Raw genomic sequence first — 17,806 nt, 5'->3', positions numbered from 1 at the left:
TAAATTACTATTTAGAGCTCATTTAATCGTAAAGACTGTTTAATTTGCCAATATTCCTTCCACGGATCTTCTTTTAATTGTTCAAGCCGTTTGGGCAACGTTTTAATAGTATAGCTATTTTCTTCAATGCGATTGCTTAACTCATCCCAGGCAAGAGGTGTTGAAACAGGGGCATGCGGCCTGGCCCGTGTTGAATAAGCTCCAATCGCGGTAGCTGTTCTTTGATTTCTTAAATAGTCTACAAATATTTTCCCAGTTCGTTTGGACTTAGTCATAGTGCTGATGTATTCACTAGGTTTAAGCTTTTCTAAAAATTTAACAAACGTATGAGTAAACTCTTTTATTATCTCCCAATCATATTCTGGAATAATGGGGATAACGACATGAAGCCCTTTACCGCCCGTGCTTTTAACAAACGATTTTAACTGATATTGGGCTAGATGCTCCCTTACTTCAAGGGCAGCGCTGACCACTTGTTTCCAAGGAATCCCAGCTGCGGGATCTAAATCAATCACCAGAGTGTCGGGTTGTTCAATATGATCGATGCGACTACCCCAAGGGTGGATTTCTAAAACGCCCATTTGTACCAGACTCAATAGTCCTTCCCGATTATTAAGATAAATATAACGTTCATGTTCTTTATCATTGGGATCTTCAAATGGGAGTAATGTTTCTGGAGTAGACTCATTAAAATGGCGTTGATAAAAACATTTAGCGTAACTGGATGGGCATCGCACTAAAGTTAGAGGCCTATACGAAATGTAAGGTAAAATATACTCACTGATTGTTTCGTAATAGTTAAGTAAATCTTTTTTAGTGATTTCATCCTCTGGATAAAGAATCTTATCGGGATGTGTAATCACAAAAGGTGCTTCTGAGTGTTTTGAGTCCGCTTTCTGTTTTTTTATCTTTTCTATGGGCATTTCTAACTCACGTACCACCTCAGAAGCTTTTTTATCTAAACGTATCCCTTTAAAACTTGGGTGACGAATGTGACCGTCTTTAGTCCATTCAGTAAATTCAACGTCACATACCAAATTAGGTTCAAGCCAATGAGCCGTCGTATAGCCTGGAGGATTGTTATTAAACGGGTTTTTGGGGGATTTGTTTTTTTGTAAGAGTTTATTGATCTCATTTAGGGATTTTTCAGTAAAGCCCGTACCGACATTGCCTGTAAAATCTAAGGTTCCGTGCTTATTGTAAGCACCTAAAAAAAGTGACCCAAAATGTGAGCGTTCTCCTTTGGGTAAAGTGTACCCTCCAATAACAAATTCTTGTCGTTTTAAGCATTTAATTTTTAACCAGTTTTTGCTGCGTTTAGAGAGATAGGGTGCTGTACTGAGTTTAGAAATTATTCCTTCCAAATTTTGAGCACAAGAATACTGATAAAGATCGTTACCTTTTTTTATAATGTGGTCACTGTAATGTAATCCGGGGATAGTAAACGATAAAATATTTTTTAGAATTGCTTTACGCTCTAATAAAGGCAGTGCTCTTAAGTCATACCCTTCAAAATAAAGAAGATCAAACACAAAATAGACAAATGATGCCCCATTATTACTTTTTAAAGAGTTTTGTAGTAGTTGAAAATCGGAACGACCGTCCTTATCTAGAACAACCACCTCCCCATCCAAAATGAGTTGTTTAAAGGGTAGACGACTGACAGCCTCCACAATGGAGGGAAAATCATTAGTCCAGGCATTATTATTTCTGGAGGTAAGATTGACCTCTGAACCATTTTTATAAGCAAGAATGCGATAACCATCAAATTTGATTTCATGAATCCACTGTGCTCCAAGAGGGGGTTTATCAACTAATGTGGCGAGTTGAGGAGAAATAAATCCTGGATATTCACTGGGTACTAAACCCTTAGGTAAGGTCACAGGTGGTTTTGCCTGTTTCATGTTTTTCGGTTTTTGTGGGGATTTTACTTTTTGTTCTCCCGCACTATTCCAAATACGCTCATAATTGGCAGTAATTTCATCCATGGTGTAATTGGAAACTACACTTCTATAAAGTGCTTTAGTAATGTCGTATTTTTCTTGGCTTTGTGCGAATTCGTCTTCGTGCTTTATTAAGAACCAATGTTTTTCATCTTTAAAACGAATTAAATCCCATCTTCCTTGAAGCTTTTCTGCATGAAGCAGAAATCGTAAATGACCTTTTTCATAAGCTTCATAGGGTTTTTCATCTAATGGTTCCCATGTCCCTTTATCCCATAGCATGACGGTCCCACCTCCATACTGACCTTTGGGTATAATTCCTTCAAAGCTGCCATATTGAATGGGATGATCTTCAACGTGCATGGCTAGGCGTTTTACTTTGGGATCTAAAGAGGGACCTTTAGGAACGGCCCAACTTTTTAATACCCCATGCAGCTCTAGGCGAAAATCATAATGAAGATGACTGGCTGCATGTTTTTGAATAATAAAAAGGCGTGAAGGTTCTTTGCCTACGTTTCCTTTAGGCTCCGGTGTTTTTGAGAAATCTCTCTTTTTTTTATATTGACTAAGACCCATAATCATTCCCTAGAGTAGTCCTTGATCGATAATCTCTTGTAAGTGAATAATGTAGAGATTGGTCATGAATAAAGCGATGTCAGTTTACCTAGCCGTGATATATTTTATGTATTTACAATAAAACGTCAGCGCTTGGGTTGATTCAAACGTAGTAATTTTCGATATTGGCAATCACTTTAATTCTAGAAGCTTGTTTATTGAATGTCTAACTAAGTAGCATGTTAATTAGACTAATCTTCAATTTTTGTTAGTGATACAAGGTACTGGAGCCACAATAACTAATTAAAAAATAATCTTTTAGTGTGAAGAGTTACTGAAATGAAAGTAAATTAGGGTATTTTTAGTATTATCCTCAATTAGATTCTTGGTATAACGTGTTTAAAGTACGCATGACTTTGTCTTTGTGAAAGCTTTTAGCCTTAAAAATGTTGAGTAAAAGAAAGGTGGGCTGAACTTATCATTCATAATAAAGATGGAAATTGCATCTAAAGATACCCACGGCCACTCTCACAGAACTGTTAATAGCTAAGGATAAATGTACTGAGGAACACTGGTAATAACTTTACCAGAAGAGTGAGCGCTTATTTACAGAGACGGAGATTAATTCGTGTTCCGAGGAGACAAACCACATCCTTGTGGTATGCATCATCCTTGATGCGCTCGAATCATCCTTAAAGACATCCGCTGTCGTTCCTCGTACTGAACTAATCATAGCGAACAATTAGAGTAAATTACAGTCAAAACCGCTGCTTATCATGTAAGAAATTTCTTATTTTGATTTCCCTGGGCCAAATGAAACTTAATGAACATCATTTGAGGTGAAGCAAGAGCCATTAATTCTGGTCAAATTTGACACAATTAGATTGCTCTCCTATAATTAGAATGTAACCATGTTCTTTTTTATAAAAGATATTGGTTGCTGGAAGGCCACTTAGGTGGCCTTCGTCATTTTAGGATATCTTGGAACGCTTTCTTTTTACTTTATCCATTTGGCCTAAAAGAAATGCACTTCATTGAGGCTTTTCCTAAATAACAAGAACGGTCATTGATCTTCACCTTCATGTCGTTAGAATTAAAATTAGTAAAAGTGAAATTTCATACTATAGTTTGTACAGTTGACCGAGTAGTTTAAATGGATTTTATATTACAAGGGAGATTTTAATGAAAAAAATTATTTTAAGTGTCCTCTTCATCTCATCTATTTCCTCTGTTTGTGCCGAAAATATTATTAATACTCAAACTAATACATGGAAAAGTGTCCCAATAACTGTTGATGAAGATAATAAAACATATACGACCCAAAAAGGGTATTTAATGCCTGAGGGCAATTATTACTATACGTTCTCTGGCTATCGTTGCCTTATGAATAAAACAGAAGGTGGTGGTGAAGAACCTTTAGTATTAAAGCCAGTAAATACCGGTGATAAAGAAATTTATTGCTATAAAGCGGATTAGTTCGTTCTGAATGACTGGTCTATGGGCCAGTCATTTCTTGAGCATCTATGTCAAAGAGAAAACCTGATTGCAAATTTGAATGATTAAACAACTATTTTTATTATTGCTCTTACAGGCAGAGAGTCGGTTTTGGTAAGCCGACATGTAAACAGAAGCGTTGAGCTGATAAAAAGGAGCAAATGGAAATCCAATCAAGGAGAGAATTATGAGGCAACATAATGACACGCATAGTACCACAGTCGAGCGCGCTCTTTTCCATGATAAAAGAGTATTAAAGTGGGAATGCTTTGGATTTGGTAGCGAGCAGCTAACGTTTGTTGTGATTCCGTATTGATTTTAGCAAACCTAACTTAGGGCTCCAGAAGTGTTGCAGCCTTTTCAAAATAAGGTGCCATAATTTTACATGGGCCACACCATTCGGCCCAAAAATCAACAAACACTGGAATATCATTCTTTTGGAAATGAAGATCGAACTGTGCTGCGTCTAAAGAAACAGGTTTTCCTTCGAAGAGTGCTTTTTGACATTTCCCATATTTTGGGTTCTCGACCAATCGCGTAGAGAGCAAGCGATTTGTTGTTTAACAGTGTGGGCAAACAAGATGGATTGAATCCTTCATAATACGAGCGCCCATCAATTTAACCGTTTAATTTTTTATACCCAATATGAACTTTTGCTCAATAAACCTCTTTAAAACCAAAAATGATACACACACATCTAAGTTATGGAAAGTACTTATCTCTTAAATCTTATATTACTTAAGTTATCTTCCATGATAAAATTAGAAGCAATTTTTTAATAGTGATAAATTAGGATTGAGTATGTTTAATTCGTTCCATGCAGATGGAGTAAAAGCACTTGATGAACATAATTATGGAATAGCTAAAGATTTTTTCCTTCAAGCAATTGAAAAAAATCCAGAAGTAGCAGAAAGCTATTTTTATTTAGGAAAATGTTGCTTTTTTTGTGATGAAAAACAACAAGCTCTATCCCCCTTAAAAAAGTTCATTGAATTAAGGCAAAATAATTCAGATGAAGTAGCCAATGTTTCTTATGCATTCGATTTACTAGGTCAATGTTATGAAGCGGAAAACAAGAACACTGCAGCACTAAGATGTTACGAAACGGCAACTAAGATTTATCCATCCGCAGCTTCAGCCTGGAACAACATGGGTTTGTTTTATATAAAATCTGCTCTGCATTATCTTGAAACAGATCTGGCAAGCAGCGCGAAAGTTTTTAAAGGAGCACTGTTTTTTATCAAAAAAGCCTTGGAGCTATGTAGTGACAATCCTGTATTTCTACAAACTGCAGCCAGTTGGTATGAACAATACATCGAAGTTCTTGAAAGAGCGGTTGAAAATGTGGAGGCTATACAGAAAAATATCACTAGCAATTTTAGTTATGCAATACAATATTACCGAAAAGCATTATCCTTATGTCACGAGCAAGACCTAGCCTTAAAAAATATTATTTCATCTAACCTTACAGAATGTTTAGCGCAATATGGCCATCACTTGTATAAAAATAAAGATTATAAAAATGCACAAGTAATTTATTTAGAAGCAATGTATCTTGATCCAGAACACCTTATTGTCATTAATCAAATTGGAATGTCTCTTTTTAAACAGAATTGCTTCTCTGAGGCCAGAAATTATTTTTCGTCCATCTTGGAAAAAACAGACGATAAACAAGAAGTTGCGGATGCATGGTTAAATATTGCTTGTACTTACAGATTAGAGAAAAAATGGAGGAAGGCTGAAGAGGCTCTTAGCCACGCTCAGAAATTTGCACCAGAGGACTCTTCTATTACCGAGGAAGAAATAAAACTGAATGAAGCAAAATTGGCCGAACTACTTATATCTACACCTCAAACATTATTTGGCAGCTCAAATCTTGATTCTTTAGATACTGGAAGTAAAACAGTTCAAGAGTCAAGTTTCCAATTTAAGGTAGACTAAAATTTTCTAAAGCATATTTAGTTCATTTCCACTCTGGGCTAGATATGCTGTCAAACCTGGCTTAAAACTACGCTTCGTCATCATTTCCGGTTTCTTCGCTGACTCGTTGATAGCGCACGCGAGATTTTGTTTTCGAGTCTAAAAGATGGAATTTGAGCTCATTGTTTTCTTCTATAGACACTAATGATACTGGGATGCAAACAAGACCGAAGGAGATTTCACCTTTCCAAATGGATGGTTAGATAATTTTAGACTATTAAAAACAATAAGAAGAATTGCCATAGGGTTATACTTTGAGAAAATGGGACGATGGGTTGTGTTCGTATACCATCCCTTTGGATATGAGTAAGGGGATGTTCGCGCAAAAGTACTTTCTCGACTTAGTCCTTTTCAAACGGATCGGGATGAGCGTAAAAGCGAACTTTTTTGAAGAAACTATTATAACTATATTTCCGGCCCCCACATCGGTAGGAGGATTTATTTGCTTTTTATGAGATTGGATATCATATTTACTCCTATTGAGATAGATTAGGCCTCATTCAATTGCACATTGTTCACCTTGACCTCCGACCGAGATCTTTGTAAAAAAGGGTCATGTCCATACTTAGACTCTATGATTAACTAAATCAAAGAGGTTCTTTGCCTATAATAGGCGAGCCTTGACGATATTAACCCAATATGGAAATGGTTGGGCTTTGAGATAAAATAAAAAAACATAGTATACCTACGGTGTAAAGTGCATAATTTGAGTGAGATTTGATCATGACCCTTTTTTACAAAGATCTCGGTCGGAGGTCAATTTGAACGGAAAATTTTAAGGGAACGTGTTAAATCCGGTATCGCTCATGCCAGACAAAAAGGAAAAAATCACGGTCGACCTGCAACAACAAAAAAATACGAAAGTGAAATAGATACATTATTTAAATCAGGATTTAGTAAATCTGAAATTGCTAAAAGACTTGGCATTGGCCGAACATCGGTAAGACGAGTTTTATCCGCACAATTACAGGAATTAGAATGCTAATTATTTTTGGTGGACTGCCAGGAACTGGTAAAACAACAATTTCAAAGGAAGTAGCCAGCCGCTTGAAGGCTGTTTACCTGAGAGTGGATACTGTTGAGCAAACATTAAAAAATTTAGAGGGCTACCCTGATTCATTGATAATAGGCTCTGAAGGTTATGTAATAAGTTATGCTATCGCGAAAGAAAATTTGGCGTTGGGCCTGGATGTTATTGCTGATTCAGTTAATCCAATTGCCATTACTCGCCACGACTGGCGCCAGGTTGCTAAAGAAGCGGATACTGATTATGTAGAAATTGAATTAATTTGTTCAGATAAAATACAACATCAAGGCAGGATAGAAAAGAGAGTGGCAGATATAAACGGTCATAAACTACCTACATGGAAAGATGTTTTAAATAGAGATTATGAACCATGGGAATCAATATCTATGATTATTGACACCTCCAAACATACTGTAAATGAGTCTGTTCAAAAAATTATTGAGCTATTAGCCTCATTACAGAACAAGGGAAGTTAACTCATAACAACTTAATCGTGGTCAACGAGACAAGTACAAATTTAGCAGGGGTATAATGAAAAAAGTGAACCTGGCCGAAAAATTTAACCTTTTTAATGAGCACTGGTCTCCTTATATTGTTGGAGAACTCAATGGGCAATATGTCAAGCTGGCAAAGTTCAAGGGAGAATTCATGTGGCATAGCCACGCCAAAGAAGATGAGTTATTTTTAGTAGTAAAAGGCACGCTCAGAATTGAATTTCGAGATGGAATAGTTACCTTAAATGAAGGTGAATTTTATATTGTCCCAAAAGGAGTTGAACATAAACCTGTTGCAGATGAGGAAGCGCATGTAATGCTGTTAGAACCCAAATCTACGGAGCAAACTGGCGGAATTGAAAGTAACTTGCTCGTTGATAAGCAACCAAGGATTTGAGGAAAAAGCATGATTGACCATGTGACAATTTATGTAACTGATCTCTTGAAAAGCAAACGCTTTTACGAAAAGGTTTTCCTACCTTTGATTATAAGGTATCCTTTGGAGATGAGGGAAAATTTTGGGCATTCCACATAGGGAACGGAGCTCTGTTCGAAATCGCTCAATATAAAGACGGTGAGAGGGGAACGCCATGTCATATCGCTTTTCGAGCCAATTGCTAAAAACAGGTCGAAAAATTTTATGAATCAGCGTTAGCTGCCGATGGCCAATGTAATGGCGCTCCAGGATTAAGGCCACAATATACAAAAATATATTATGCTGCCTTTATAATCGACCCGAATGGACATAATATTGAAGCTGTATTTGACTCCAGGATACATAACTGTCATCAACCGAGATAAATAGACTCCTTAGATGCTGATTATAATCAAGAAAATTACAGATGTTTAAATTATGTACAAAAGTGGGCCTTTTCGTTAGAATTCCGGCCGACCCTCAATCTGGCTGAAATAGACCGCTTCATATATATTTTAAAGTCGAGGATAGTGAATATTGTGCCTATAAAATTAGTAAGAAACAAACTTGGGTATGGTCAAAAAAAGATCTACGTTCCCAGCCTGGCTCCAATTATGGAAGAGCGAAGTAATGCGGCAGATGAATCTGAGCCTGAATCCATATCGGCCTCAGTGAGCTACTCAAGCGAAGCTCATTCAGAAGACTGGTGGTCCGCGTACAGTTCGAATGAGACAGATGAAATAACGCATACTGATTTAAAAATCGAAGAAAATTATAAGATTTATTCTTTATTATACAATACAGTTCCCATTTTGCAACGCACTGAGTCAGAAGAATTTAAACACTATCAAGCTGTGTTTGATAAGTTTTTAAAAGATTATTCAAGCTACCTCAATAATACCACTTCATTTCTTAATGAAATTAAAATAATTCATTCTACGCAGAACCATGAACCTGTTAACTGCTGCTCTATTTTCAAAAAGAAGGCGCCTGCCAATACAGTAACGAATAAACTCATTATGCTTATGATTCATTCGTCTATGCAACTAGACCTAGCAAGTATCCAACGAATTCAAGAACTAGTGGGCGATCCCTCGTATCCGGCGCAGAGCCTTGAGTTTTGAATACAGTAGTTTTTTATTGAGCAGATGAGATGGGTTGCTCTCATAAAAGGGGTTTTATCCAGATAGCACTGGTTTGTCCTGATCTACCTTTGCATTCCTTATAGAATAAGGGTTTTGGGTATTGTAACCATCTTTAAAGCCCATTAGTAAATTCTTAATAATTCCTTTTATATTAAAAAGTTCATCGCTTGTGGAAAAAATAAAATTTCCATGCAAGCTAATATGCTGCCAAGCAACGGGTGACCATCTTTAATTTGACGGACTAACTCGGCATTACCAGCCATTTCAGATTGTACTAATAGCTCTGATAACAAAGAAGCATTATAGTAAATAATGCAACAAGCTAATATCCTGTTACATTGGTTACTGATTTCCAAGGCATTCTCTGATTTTCCTAATATTTTTTTACCACTAACTTGCAACAACGCCTTACGCAGCTGATGAAAAGCTTCTCCGCGATTTAATGCCCGATGTACTTGTTGGCCTTACGCTCCGGAACTTGCGCTGTGATGCAAAATTAACAAGCAATAGTCGCCCATATTGAACTATTATTTAACTGAAATATTGATGCTAGTTCCTAGAACGGTGAGAGTAGGAACTCAATTAGTTATTTTGGCGTACATACGCTCGAAGAAATGACAAAATCCAATAAAAATATCAACCACAAAAGTTAAATAGGAATCAATAGCGTTAGATTTCTAGCCTTTCTTAGTCAGAACTTTGCGTCACAGCGCAAGTTCCGGAACGCGGCTGAGAGCAGGTTTATCGTGTTCGTATCCAGTTTTTGTTTCACCATTTGAATAATCACTGAAAAATTCTGCGTTAGCATAAGCTTCATCCACTGAAATTTTATAAGTTAATTATAGACTGATAATTGAGCATAAAGGGTGAAAAATGGGTTAATTTGAATTTTAATAAGTTCATTAATGTCATTGGCTTAGATAGAAAAGTCCTCCCAGAACTCATGCTTAATGCAAAAGTCCAGGAGAAAAACGGCTCCAATTTAATGAACGTTTTTTGCTGGTGTTTTCGTAATCCAACTCCGGTGTTTGCGGGGCTTAATCGATTAATGAGAATGCAACCAACGTTTAATGTCGAGAAGGCTTTCATCAATCACCCGAAGGGTTTGTTGATAGAGTGCTTCCAGCAACTCACGTTGCCCTGACTTCCAATATCTTTCTAAGTATTGGCAGGCCATTTTAATTTTTACCGTACCCACATAGACTGCGCCACCCTTGATTTTATGAGCTATTTGTTGGACTTTATCCCAATCTAATGCGTCATGCGCCTGTTTCATTAGCTGGACATCGGGAATCAGCGAGTCATTCACCATAAAATGCAGCATTTGAACGAGAACCTCAACGGTACCGGTTGCTTTAATGCCCGCGTCAATATCCAAAGCAGGGTAGGGTACTAAATCAAATAAGGAGTCATTGTGTTGGGGTAGTTCAGAACGATAGGCGACTTCTTGGGGCGTCGCATTCGGTTGATGATACCCTGGAATAAATGCATCGAGTATGTCGATGCAATTTTGTGCGGTCAGCGGCTTGGTTAAAACAGCATTCATGCCTGCCTCGATACAGCGTTGTTTATTTTCGTCACCGGCATGAGCTGTAAGGGCAATAATAGGGCTGTATGTTTTTTGCGTGATTTCGTACAGTCTAATTTGATGGGTGACTTCATAACCATCCATATCGGGTAATCCAATATCCATGAAAATGAGATTATAGTGTCCCTTTTTCCAGAGTTCGACTGCTTTTTCCCCCGTGTCTGCTAGATCCGTATCACAGTGAAGTTGGTGGAGAATAGCTTTTGCGACCGTTTGGGCAATAGGATTATCTTCAACGACCAGCACACGAAATTTATGGCTATGTTGAGGGGAAACGGTTGGCTTAATTTCTTGGGCGTAGGGTGTTTCCAGAGGTTTATCAATAAGATCTTCCATCTGCGAATCAATGCCTGTGGCATCGTCAAGCAGCGGTTCTTGTAAAGGAATAAGGCAGGTAAATGTCGTGCCGCATCGTGCTTCACTGTGCACATAAATCTCCCCATCTAATTCATCGATAAATTGTTTGACCACCGAAAGACCAAGTCCTGCCCCTTTATAAATTCCCTGATAGGAGGGAGTAAGGCGCTTGAACTGCACATAAATTTCTTGTTGTTTGTCTTTGGGAATCCCAATCCCTGAGTCTTCCACCATCAGTTTTAATATTAATTTTCCATCGTCTTTTTTGGCGATTAGGGCGCTTAGTGTAACAAATCCGCTGTCGGTGAAATTCAACGCATTGGCCACTAGTTCCAAGGCTACACGGTGCAGACGCACCTTATCGCCAATAACATACTTTGGGAGGTCGCGGTCCATGTTCAGGGTTAAGGAAAGCCCCTTTTCTAAAGAGCGGGCGAGATTGAGTGCAATCACTTGGTTTAATGTGTTTTCGAGGCTGAATTTTTTCTTTAATTTGGGGATTGCACCCGAGCTCACTCGAATTGCTTCTAGTACCTCATCTAATAAGTACAACAGAGCATGGCTTGATGCGACCAGGTTCTCTGAGTATTCTTTAATGTGAGGATTATCTGGGGTCCTGTGGAAGAACTGACAAAAAGTGGGATTTCAAGATTTAGCCCAACAATCCGTGCAATTTTATTGCAAATAATTAAAAATGAACGCGTTACTTAAGTAACTTTCCAAAAATGCTGCTTTAAATGTTTTTCCAGTTCCTCAACCATTGTTGCAATATTAATATCACCATTACTTTTTTTAAAACTGTACTTTCCGGTAAAGGCAATATGCGCCCAAGCAATAGGTGATATTCTAATAAATTCATCAATAATGTTTTGGCTAACTCCTTCTTTAAGCATTTTTTCATAAATAGTATTCAAAATAATACCGTTGTAGGCAATGATACAGTTTGCAACAAGTCTTACTGCATGTGCACTGACTCGATTATTAACAATTTTCTTTCCCTTAAAGACCCCACGATAAACTTTCCTAATGAGACCTTGCAATTGGTGATAAGCCTCTGTTCGATTTCTTGCTGCACGTATGGCCTTCCTAAGCGCCATGTTATCTATTAAATTTAATACATGCGTAGTTTTTAATATTTTATTGTACTCAAAAAGTGCTTTTTTTAATCTTCCATACCGAGCAGAAGAGTTTATTTTTTTAACGATGATGCTCTGAGTATTTTCCTGCAAAAGTAAGGAGAGTAAAACCCGTAATATCCCTCTTTCCTCAGATTTAATCAGACCTTTATTAATAACCCCACTAGGACGAATAATTCCAGTGTAGTGATCAACTGATTTAACTGAAAACAAATCATTTGTCGCTTCTTTAACATTTTTTATACTTGGAACATATTCAATATCTATTGAATCCAGTATAACAAAATTGAGTTGATTTAAAGAGTGGTTGTCTCCAGTCACCATGTCAATATCAATGTCTGTCTTATTGCCAAAGATTACATCATAGAGACAGTGTCCTTCATACTCGTTAGGTCCAATATTCTTGGCATTCACAGCAACAAAATTTGCAATTAATGTATACACAGAAAGCCCAGGTTCCTTACCAAGAAATTTTTTTGAATATCTTGACTGAATTGTACTTTCACTAGTTGGAAGCTTTTGCCCGTCTGCATCAGCTAATAATTGTAAATCCATTAAATTCCATTGTTTAAAAATAGGCAATGAATGGAGTAAATTGCTTGCTATATCATTCGCAGGGCATAAAGTATCCACACGAATGAAATCTTCATGAGTTGATCGCAAAAGATTATGGCTAAGATCTGACATATCAGCCATTTTTTCCTCACCAATACCAAAGGCATCGGACAGTACGCACGCATTAACAACCAAAGGAACAGGCTTTCTTTTTTTATGATAACGGGTTTTCATGTGGGTAAATGCACGCCACATATCAACGTGATTACCAATATGCATAGTAATATCAGGGATTTCTACTTGTGTGAGGGTCTTAAAAAAAGCATCATCTAGCTTATCCAGGCTATCGTAGCCTAGACTCCACTCTTGCTCACCAGATTTAGTTTCTTTTATCAGAAATCCAGGATTTTCGCCAAGACTAATGCGTTTTGTTGCCCTATCCCACGTGTTATCTAGGACGTTAAGCACTTCATCTAAGTGCTCACTGCAATAGATTGGAATATTTGGATAACCAAATTCATGGGCTATTTTTTCTACATCATCCACTAACGCATCATCAATTAAATCATGGTCTATGTCACAATAAGAGACACTTTCATTGCAACAGAGCAGTCCTTTATCTAAACGACGATACATTTTTTGATAGACAAAAAATTCAAATAAATGGGGATCTACATGCTCATCAGTTGGATTTGCTTTCAAGTAAGGAATCATTGTTTTAGAGATGGCGTCCTCCAAATCCTTTGGCAGCTTAAATGATGATGGACTTTTATCAGCACCATAGTGTTTTTTGAGTAAATCGATAAGCCTCATAATATCGCTGTCTTTTTTATAAAATACGAGCGGTACTGCTAACATAATAGGCCGGAGATACAATGCAATTTGCCTTGATGATTCCAGAAAAAATGCCCATTTGGCTGCTTTTTTATCAAATACACTGCCTTCCAAAAATTGTGCAAGAGCAGGGAACTGTTCCACTGGTAAAATATTATAAGCTTGGTGGTTTAGCTCATCATGGGTTAAATTATGCTTACGATTTGGAAACCATTTTAGAAATCGAGCCAATTTTGGTAAGTCAACAACCAAACCTGAACTATGCTCAGCCATTGCCTTTTCAGCATATATTTTACCCTCATTCATTATACCTCTGGTGTGATATATAAAGCTGGTAATTAAGTGATCCATAATTTGTTGATAACGATGATATACAAAACACAAAGCTTGAAGCCATTGTTGTGGCTTACTTAAACGTCTGAGCCTAGAAGCCGCGTACTGTTCCGCTAAATCAGCATAATAGCGAATAGAGTTCTTGGATATTTTGAGTCTTGGGAGGAAGCTTTTTGCAAAATCATATAATTCGGCAAGTCTCAAGGCCTTATCTACCTCAGCCTTGATAGCCTTATATTTAAAATTCTTCTGATCCAACCGGATTACATTCAATGGAGTTATCCCATCCTCTTTATTGATTAAAACCGACAGTTGTTCTTTTTTTGATTCTGGAATAACTGAAATAAGTGCATCAAGTCGAGCATCTTCTATTGAATATGCATTGGTAAACATATCCTGTATGGTGCGATACGAAGGTAAAACAATCTGTTGATTACTAAAGTAGTTTAATAATTGTCGTAGAGCATCATGTCCTTTTGGGTACAGCTTGATCAGCTCACTTAAATGAAGCTGAATTTTGGGCTCATACGGTGGCTGCCAATCTTTAAAGCCAAACAACAAGAGAATATCAGTTTTTTGTTTTTGATAAGTTTTAAAATCGATTTGACCTGTAAGTCCTAGTAGGTGTTCCCCGAAATATTTTCCTAAAATAAATTGTGAGTCATTATCTTGGCCTAAATTAAATTTATAAAACTGTTGCTTGGCCTTAAAATACCCAAGCAATCGAATAAAATAAATCTGTGCCTTCGTAGTGCGATATTTTTTGACGATGAGCATTTCCTCATCCGTTATTGAAAAATACAACTCTCGTTCAGCTTTATTAAATTCAGGGATAGCATAAATGGCTTCAATTTCTTGATCAGATAACAGGTTTATTCGATTAGGGCTATACATTAATTACTTGGATACCTATTATTGAAAACGTTCGTTTTTGAGTAGATTAAACTACGTTAGGGTAGATCCCCGTTTTTATTGGATTCTGTTATTCTCAATAACCATTCTTGATATTGCTTTCTTACTGCATTATACTTGATATGAGTTTTGAGAAAAGAGGACAACGAGTAAATGCCAACAATTAGTGCATTTTATGGAATACTGATTCAAATGTTTTGGGGTGATCATGCGCCACCTCACTTTCATGCCTTATATGCAGAATATGAAGTGCTCATTGATATACATACACTTGAAGTAATTAGGGGCTCTATGCCTCGTCGAGCATTGGCTTTAGTATTGGAATGGGCATTTGCACACCGCGCAGAGTTACTTGAGGATTGGACATTATGCGAACAAAATCAGTCACCAAAGAAAATATCGCCCCTGGAATAGTATGCACTGCTCCTTGGCGTTTAACAAAAGTAAAACCACTACAAAATTATGAAATTGAAGTCGAATTCAATGATGGCACACATGGTTTTGTTGAAATGATTACATTAATAATGAGTGAGCGAGCGGGCATTTTTGCTGCACTTAAAGATAGAGACGTCTTTAATCAAGCCCATCTTGAATATGGGGTATTAACTTGGCCTGGAGAAATTGACTTAGCACCAGATGCGATGCACGATGCAATCAAACAAAAGGGTCGCTGGGTTTTATCATAGAGGATTTGTTATGTTGGTTGGTTATGCGCGTGTTTCAACAATTGATCAAAATCTGGAACTTCAACTTTCTGCATTGAAGGAAGTGGGCTGTGAGAAGCTATATCAAGATCACATATCAGGAACCAAAGCAAATCGCCCAGGTCTCGATCTAGCTCTTGAAGTATTGAGAAAAAATGACACTTTGGTTGTTTGGAAATTAGATCGATTAGGACGAACTGTTAAAGGATTGATTGACTTAGTTAATCATTTGCATCAGAAAGAAATCCACTTTAAAAGCATTACCGATAATGTCGATACGTCCACACCAGCAGGCCGTTTCTTTTTTCATGTTATGGCAAGCCTTGCACAAATGGAACGTGAATTAATGGCCGAACGAACTAAAGCGGGCTTAGCTGCTGCGAAAGCAAAAGGTAGAGTTGGTGGTCGTAAACGAAAAATGACTCAAAGCAAAATTGAGTCGGCTAAACAATTACTGTCTTCTGGCTCGTTACCTCGGGATGTTGCACAAAATCTTGGGATATCTATACCAACTTTGTATCGATGGATACCTGCTTCTAACCAGGGATAGGAAACAAAGCTCCGTATAGTTACTATAATAATAGAATAATTCTTACAAAACAAAACCAGAGAAAGACCATGCCTGAACCTATTGCCTATATATATAGACAAGCTCGCGACTCCAAGGGGAAGATTAATGCTGATGCTTTGGGTAGTCTGATACCTAAAGACACGGTGGAAGAAACAATGGAAGGTGATCGCATTCTTTATATTCATCAGCCACCCTCTACTGAAACTCAACCAGGAGTTTTAATACTCATGGATGGCGAACAAGAAATGCGGCCAGGGGATTCTGTTAAATCTACCCCTGCAATTTTAGATGAGTTGTGTAAAAAGAAACAAATATCTCCACAAGTCACTGTATATATTCCTGCACCGGAGGATAGGATAGGTGAGTACGCTTGTAATAAAGAATTCGCTGATTTTTTAAGTAATAAACTTGTCCCTCTGCTTCAAGAACCTCCATTTGGATGTAGTAAACGCCGAGAACAAACAACAATAGGTGGCACCAGCTTTGGTGGGCTTGCAGCAACACATGCTGCACTTACAAATCCTGAAACATTTGGTAATGTTCTTTCTCAATCAGGTGCTTTCTGGTGGAATAAAGATTGGAAAGGATTTGATAAATTTGAGGAGTGGGGAAAGGCAGCCAAAACATCAATACTTGAAACAACTAAACAAGCAACGGCGATGGCGTGGTTGAGTAAAATACCTCATAAAGATGGCTTGCCAATAAAATTTTATCTAAGTGGTGGTGAAATTGAGGAAGGTAAAACTCCTAGTTTAAATGGTGAATCATTCCCTGGAGCAATTACATTAAACAAGGGGTTGAGTTTACAGTTAGCCGAACGTGGACATATTGTAAAAACAGAAATTAAAAGAGGAGACCATAATTACGACTCTTGGCAAGCTGATAAACCAACGGCGTTGCGAACGTTGCTCCCTAAACCAACACCACAGTTAATATCCGAGAAAGAAAAAACAAACCAATATAGAGATCATGTTAGAGAAATGAGGCGACCTGAGCCAGGATATATGGCACCTACAGAGTCATCTAAGGCAAAAGAAAGAGAAAAATTTAGTCCTTTGCACACAACACCAAAACCATGGAAATAATACATATCAATGGCTATTATTTTTATTTCCTAGCGCTTTAATTAAAACCGAATTAATTGTTGGGGTTTTCCTGAAATCCCACTTTTTGTCAGTTCTTCCACAGGACCCCTATCTGATTCCATTTTTAATAACTCAGCAAAACCCACAATCCCGGTTAATGGAGTGCGGATGTCGTGGCGCATGTTCTCCATAAACTCTGTTTTGGCTTGGTTTGCTGCTTCAGCAGCTTCCTTGGCAAGGTTTAATTCTAACTCTCTTTGTTTTATTTCGGTGATATCAACAGCGATTCCAGTTACCCCATAGCAGGTTCCTTGTGTGTCAAAAAGCGGGAACCCTCTATCCAGTATCCAGCGGATAGAACCATCGGGTCTGATGATGCGATAGTGTTCCTCATAGCGAGCCTTTTCTCCTTCAACTTGAATTTTTCTAGCCATTTCATGAATGGGATGATGGGTTTTTGCATCTTCGGGATGTAAAAAAGTAATCCATAGTTCTGGGTTGTGGTAAAGCTCTTGTCTTGGCCTTCCCCATATTTTTTCATAAGAGGGGCTGATGTATTTTATTGCACTGAAATCAGGACTGCTAATCCAATACACTTGGTCACTGAATTCGGTATATTTTGATAAAAAGTCACCGACATTATCTAAATTGAGTAGAAACATAGAATAAGCATCCATG

The 17,806-nt window shown here is 37.6% G+C and carries 16 protein-coding genes and 2 pseudogenes; 11 read left to right on the top strand and 7 right to left on the bottom strand.

Features of this window, described 5'->3' with window-relative positions; translation table 11 throughout:
- Positions 1 to 11 precede the first annotated feature (11 nt).
- Positions 12 to 2,519: a DNA ligase D gene (gene ligD / locus J2N86_RS15840; RefSeq protein WP_252582466.1), complete on the bottom strand. Its 2,508-nt coding sequence runs from the start codon at positions 2,517 to 2,519 to the stop codon at positions 12 to 14.
- Between the two features lie 1,161 nt (positions 2,520 to 3,680).
- On the opposite strand from ligD, the gene J2N86_RS15835 reads away from it, so the two are divergent.
- Positions 3,681 to 3,974, top strand: coding sequence for a hypothetical protein (locus J2N86_RS15835; protein WP_252582467.1), 294 nt, complete (start codon positions 3,681 to 3,683; stop codon positions 3,972 to 3,974).
- A 203-nt stretch (positions 3,975 to 4,177) separates the two neighbouring features.
- Here J2N86_RS15835 and trxA read toward each other — a convergent pair.
- Positions 4,178 to 4,540 (bottom strand): annotated as a pseudogene (gene trxA / locus J2N86_RS15830) (thioredoxin).
- 253 nt (positions 4,541 to 4,793) lie between these two features.
- On the opposite strand from trxA, the gene J2N86_RS15825 reads away from it, so the two are divergent.
- Positions 4,794 to 5,933 (top strand): tetratricopeptide repeat protein, encoded by a 1,140-nt coding sequence (locus J2N86_RS15825; protein ID WP_252582468.1) that lies wholly within the window; start codon positions 4,794 to 4,796, stop codon positions 5,931 to 5,933.
- 67 nt (positions 5,934 to 6,000) lie between these two features.
- Here J2N86_RS15825 and J2N86_RS16345 read toward each other — a convergent pair whose 3' ends face one another.
- The gene (locus tag J2N86_RS16345; protein ID WP_407659017.1) at positions 6,001 to 6,150 is read right to left on the bottom strand and encodes a Ku protein; all 150 of its coding nucleotides are present in this window, start codon (positions 6,148 to 6,150) and stop codon (positions 6,001 to 6,003) included.
- A gap of 564 nt (positions 6,151 to 6,714) precedes the next feature.
- On the opposite strand from J2N86_RS16345, the gene J2N86_RS16150 reads away from it, so the two are divergent.
- From J2N86_RS16150 to J2N86_RS15800, 5 genes are all read left to right on the top strand, one after another.
- Positions 6,715 to 6,957 carry a helix-turn-helix domain-containing protein gene (locus J2N86_RS16150; protein ID WP_322790929.1) on the top strand — a complete coding sequence of 81 codons (243 nt, stop codon included), beginning with the start codon at positions 6,715 to 6,717 and terminating at the stop codon, positions 6,955 to 6,957.
- A complete protein-coding gene (locus J2N86_RS15815) occupies positions 6,951 to 7,475 on the top strand; it encodes an AAA family ATPase (RefSeq protein WP_252582469.1) in 525 nt (174 codons plus the stop codon). The genes J2N86_RS16150 and J2N86_RS15815 overlap by 7 nt, the downstream gene beginning before the upstream one ends.
- 55 nt (positions 7,476 to 7,530) lie before the next feature.
- Positions 7,531 to 7,890 carry a cupin domain-containing protein gene (locus tag J2N86_RS15810; protein ID WP_252582470.1) on the top strand — a complete coding sequence of 120 codons (360 nt, stop codon included), beginning with the start codon at positions 7,531 to 7,533 and terminating at the stop codon, positions 7,888 to 7,890.
- A gap of 9 nt (positions 7,891 to 7,899) precedes the next feature.
- Positions 7,900 to 8,028 (top strand): VOC family protein, encoded by a 129-nt coding sequence (locus J2N86_RS16340; RefSeq protein WP_407659000.1) that lies wholly within the window; start codon positions 7,900 to 7,902, stop codon positions 8,026 to 8,028.
- 419 nt (positions 8,029 to 8,447) lie between these two features.
- Positions 8,448 to 9,032, top strand: a complete 585-nt coding sequence (locus J2N86_RS15800; RefSeq protein ID WP_252582471.1) for a hypothetical protein — start codon at positions 8,448 to 8,450, stop codon at positions 9,030 to 9,032.
- Positions 9,033 to 9,199: 167 nt separating this feature from the next.
- Here the strand turns inward: J2N86_RS15800 and J2N86_RS15795 are convergent.
- The 3 genes and pseudogenes from J2N86_RS15795 to J2N86_RS15785 all read right to left on the bottom strand — a co-directional run.
- Positions 9,200 to 9,502, bottom strand: a pseudogene (locus J2N86_RS15795) (Tn3 family transposase); the annotation flags it as partial.
- 596 nt (positions 9,503 to 10,098) lie between these two features.
- On the bottom strand, positions 10,099 to 11,514 hold the full coding sequence (locus J2N86_RS15790; protein ID WP_252582473.1) for a response regulator: 1,416 nt from the start codon (positions 11,512 to 11,514) through the stop codon (positions 10,099 to 10,101).
- A 191-nt stretch (positions 11,515 to 11,705) separates the two neighbouring features.
- A complete protein-coding gene (locus J2N86_RS15785; protein WP_252578683.1) occupies positions 11,706 to 14,750 on the bottom strand; it encodes a Tn3 family transposase in 3,045 nt (1,014 codons plus the stop codon).
- A gap of 171 nt (positions 14,751 to 14,921) precedes the next feature.
- Here J2N86_RS15785 and J2N86_RS15780 point away from each other — a divergent pair, with 171 nt between their 5' ends.
- The 4 genes from J2N86_RS15780 (at position 14,922) to J2N86_RS15765 (ending at position 17,128) form a co-directional block, all read left to right on the top strand.
- Positions 14,922 to 15,182 carry a DUF4160 domain-containing protein gene (locus J2N86_RS15780; RefSeq protein ID WP_252578685.1) on the top strand — a complete coding sequence of 87 codons (261 nt, stop codon included), beginning with the start codon at positions 14,922 to 14,924 and terminating at the stop codon, positions 15,180 to 15,182.
- Positions 15,137 to 15,454: a DUF2442 domain-containing protein gene (locus J2N86_RS15775; protein WP_252578686.1), complete on the top strand. Its 318-nt coding sequence runs from the start codon at positions 15,137 to 15,139 to the stop codon at positions 15,452 to 15,454. The genes J2N86_RS15780 and J2N86_RS15775 overlap by 46 nt, the downstream gene beginning before the upstream one ends.
- Before the next feature lie 10 nt (positions 15,455 to 15,464).
- Positions 15,465 to 16,022, top strand: coding sequence for a recombinase family protein (locus tag J2N86_RS15770; RefSeq protein ID WP_252578687.1), 558 nt, complete (start codon positions 15,465 to 15,467; stop codon positions 16,020 to 16,022).
- Between the two features lie 68 nt (positions 16,023 to 16,090).
- Entirely contained in the window at positions 16,091 to 17,128 is a 1,038-nt protein-coding gene (locus J2N86_RS15765) for an alpha/beta hydrolase (protein ID WP_252578688.1), read from the top strand.
- A 41-nt stretch (positions 17,129 to 17,169) separates the two neighbouring features.
- Here J2N86_RS15765 and J2N86_RS15760 read toward each other — a convergent pair whose 3' ends face one another.
- A complete protein-coding gene (locus J2N86_RS15760; protein ID WP_252582474.1) occupies positions 17,170 to 17,805 on the bottom strand; it encodes a sensor histidine kinase in 636 nt (211 codons plus the stop codon).
- Position 17,806 lies beyond the last annotated feature (1 nt).

Source organism: Legionella lytica (assembly GCF_023921225.1).
GTDB classification, from domain to species: domain Bacteria; phylum Pseudomonadota; class Gammaproteobacteria; order Legionellales; family Legionellaceae; genus Legionella; species Legionella lytica.
Note: the sequence above shows the minus strand (reverse complement) of the source record. Positions and strands in the feature narration are given on the sequence as shown.

Bases quoted from the DNA above. Each gene is read 5' to 3' on its own strand.
- ligD (WP_252582466.1), bottom strand. From the start codon at position 2,519: ATGGGTCTTAGTCAATATAAAAAAAAGAGAGATTTCTCAAAAACACCG.
- J2N86_RS15785 (WP_252578683.1), bottom strand. From the start codon at position 14,750: ATGTATAGCCCTAATCGAATAAACCTGTTATCTGATCAAGAAATTGAA.
- J2N86_RS15765 (WP_252578688.1), top strand. From the start codon at position 16,091: ATGCCTGAACCTATTGCCTATATATATAGACAAGCTCGCGACTCCAAG.
- J2N86_RS15835 (WP_252582467.1), top strand. From the start codon at position 3,681: ATGAAAAAAATTATTTTAAGTGTCCTCTTCATCTCATCTATTTCCTCT.
- J2N86_RS15780 (WP_252578685.1), top strand. From the start codon at position 14,922: ATGCCAACAATTAGTGCATTTTATGGAATACTGATTCAAATGTTTTGG.
- J2N86_RS15760 (WP_252582474.1), bottom strand. From the start codon at position 17,805: ATGGATGCTTATTCTATGTTTCTACTCAATTTAGATAATGTCGGTGAC.
- J2N86_RS15775 (WP_252578686.1), top strand. From the start codon at position 15,137: ATGCGAACAAAATCAGTCACCAAAGAAAATATCGCCCCTGGAATAGTA.
- J2N86_RS16340 (WP_407659000.1), top strand. From the start codon at position 7,900: ATGATTGACCATGTGACAATTTATGTAACTGATCTCTTGAAAAGCAAA.
- J2N86_RS15810 (WP_252582470.1), top strand. From the start codon at position 7,531: ATGAAAAAAGTGAACCTGGCCGAAAAATTTAACCTTTTTAATGAGCAC.
- J2N86_RS15825 (WP_252582468.1), top strand. From the start codon at position 4,794: ATGTTTAATTCGTTCCATGCAGATGGAGTAAAAGCACTTGATGAACAT.
- J2N86_RS15770 (WP_252578687.1), top strand. From the start codon at position 15,465: ATGTTGGTTGGTTATGCGCGTGTTTCAACAATTGATCAAAATCTGGAA.
- J2N86_RS15815 (WP_252582469.1), top strand. From the start codon at position 6,951: ATGCTAATTATTTTTGGTGGACTGCCAGGAACTGGTAAAACAACAATT.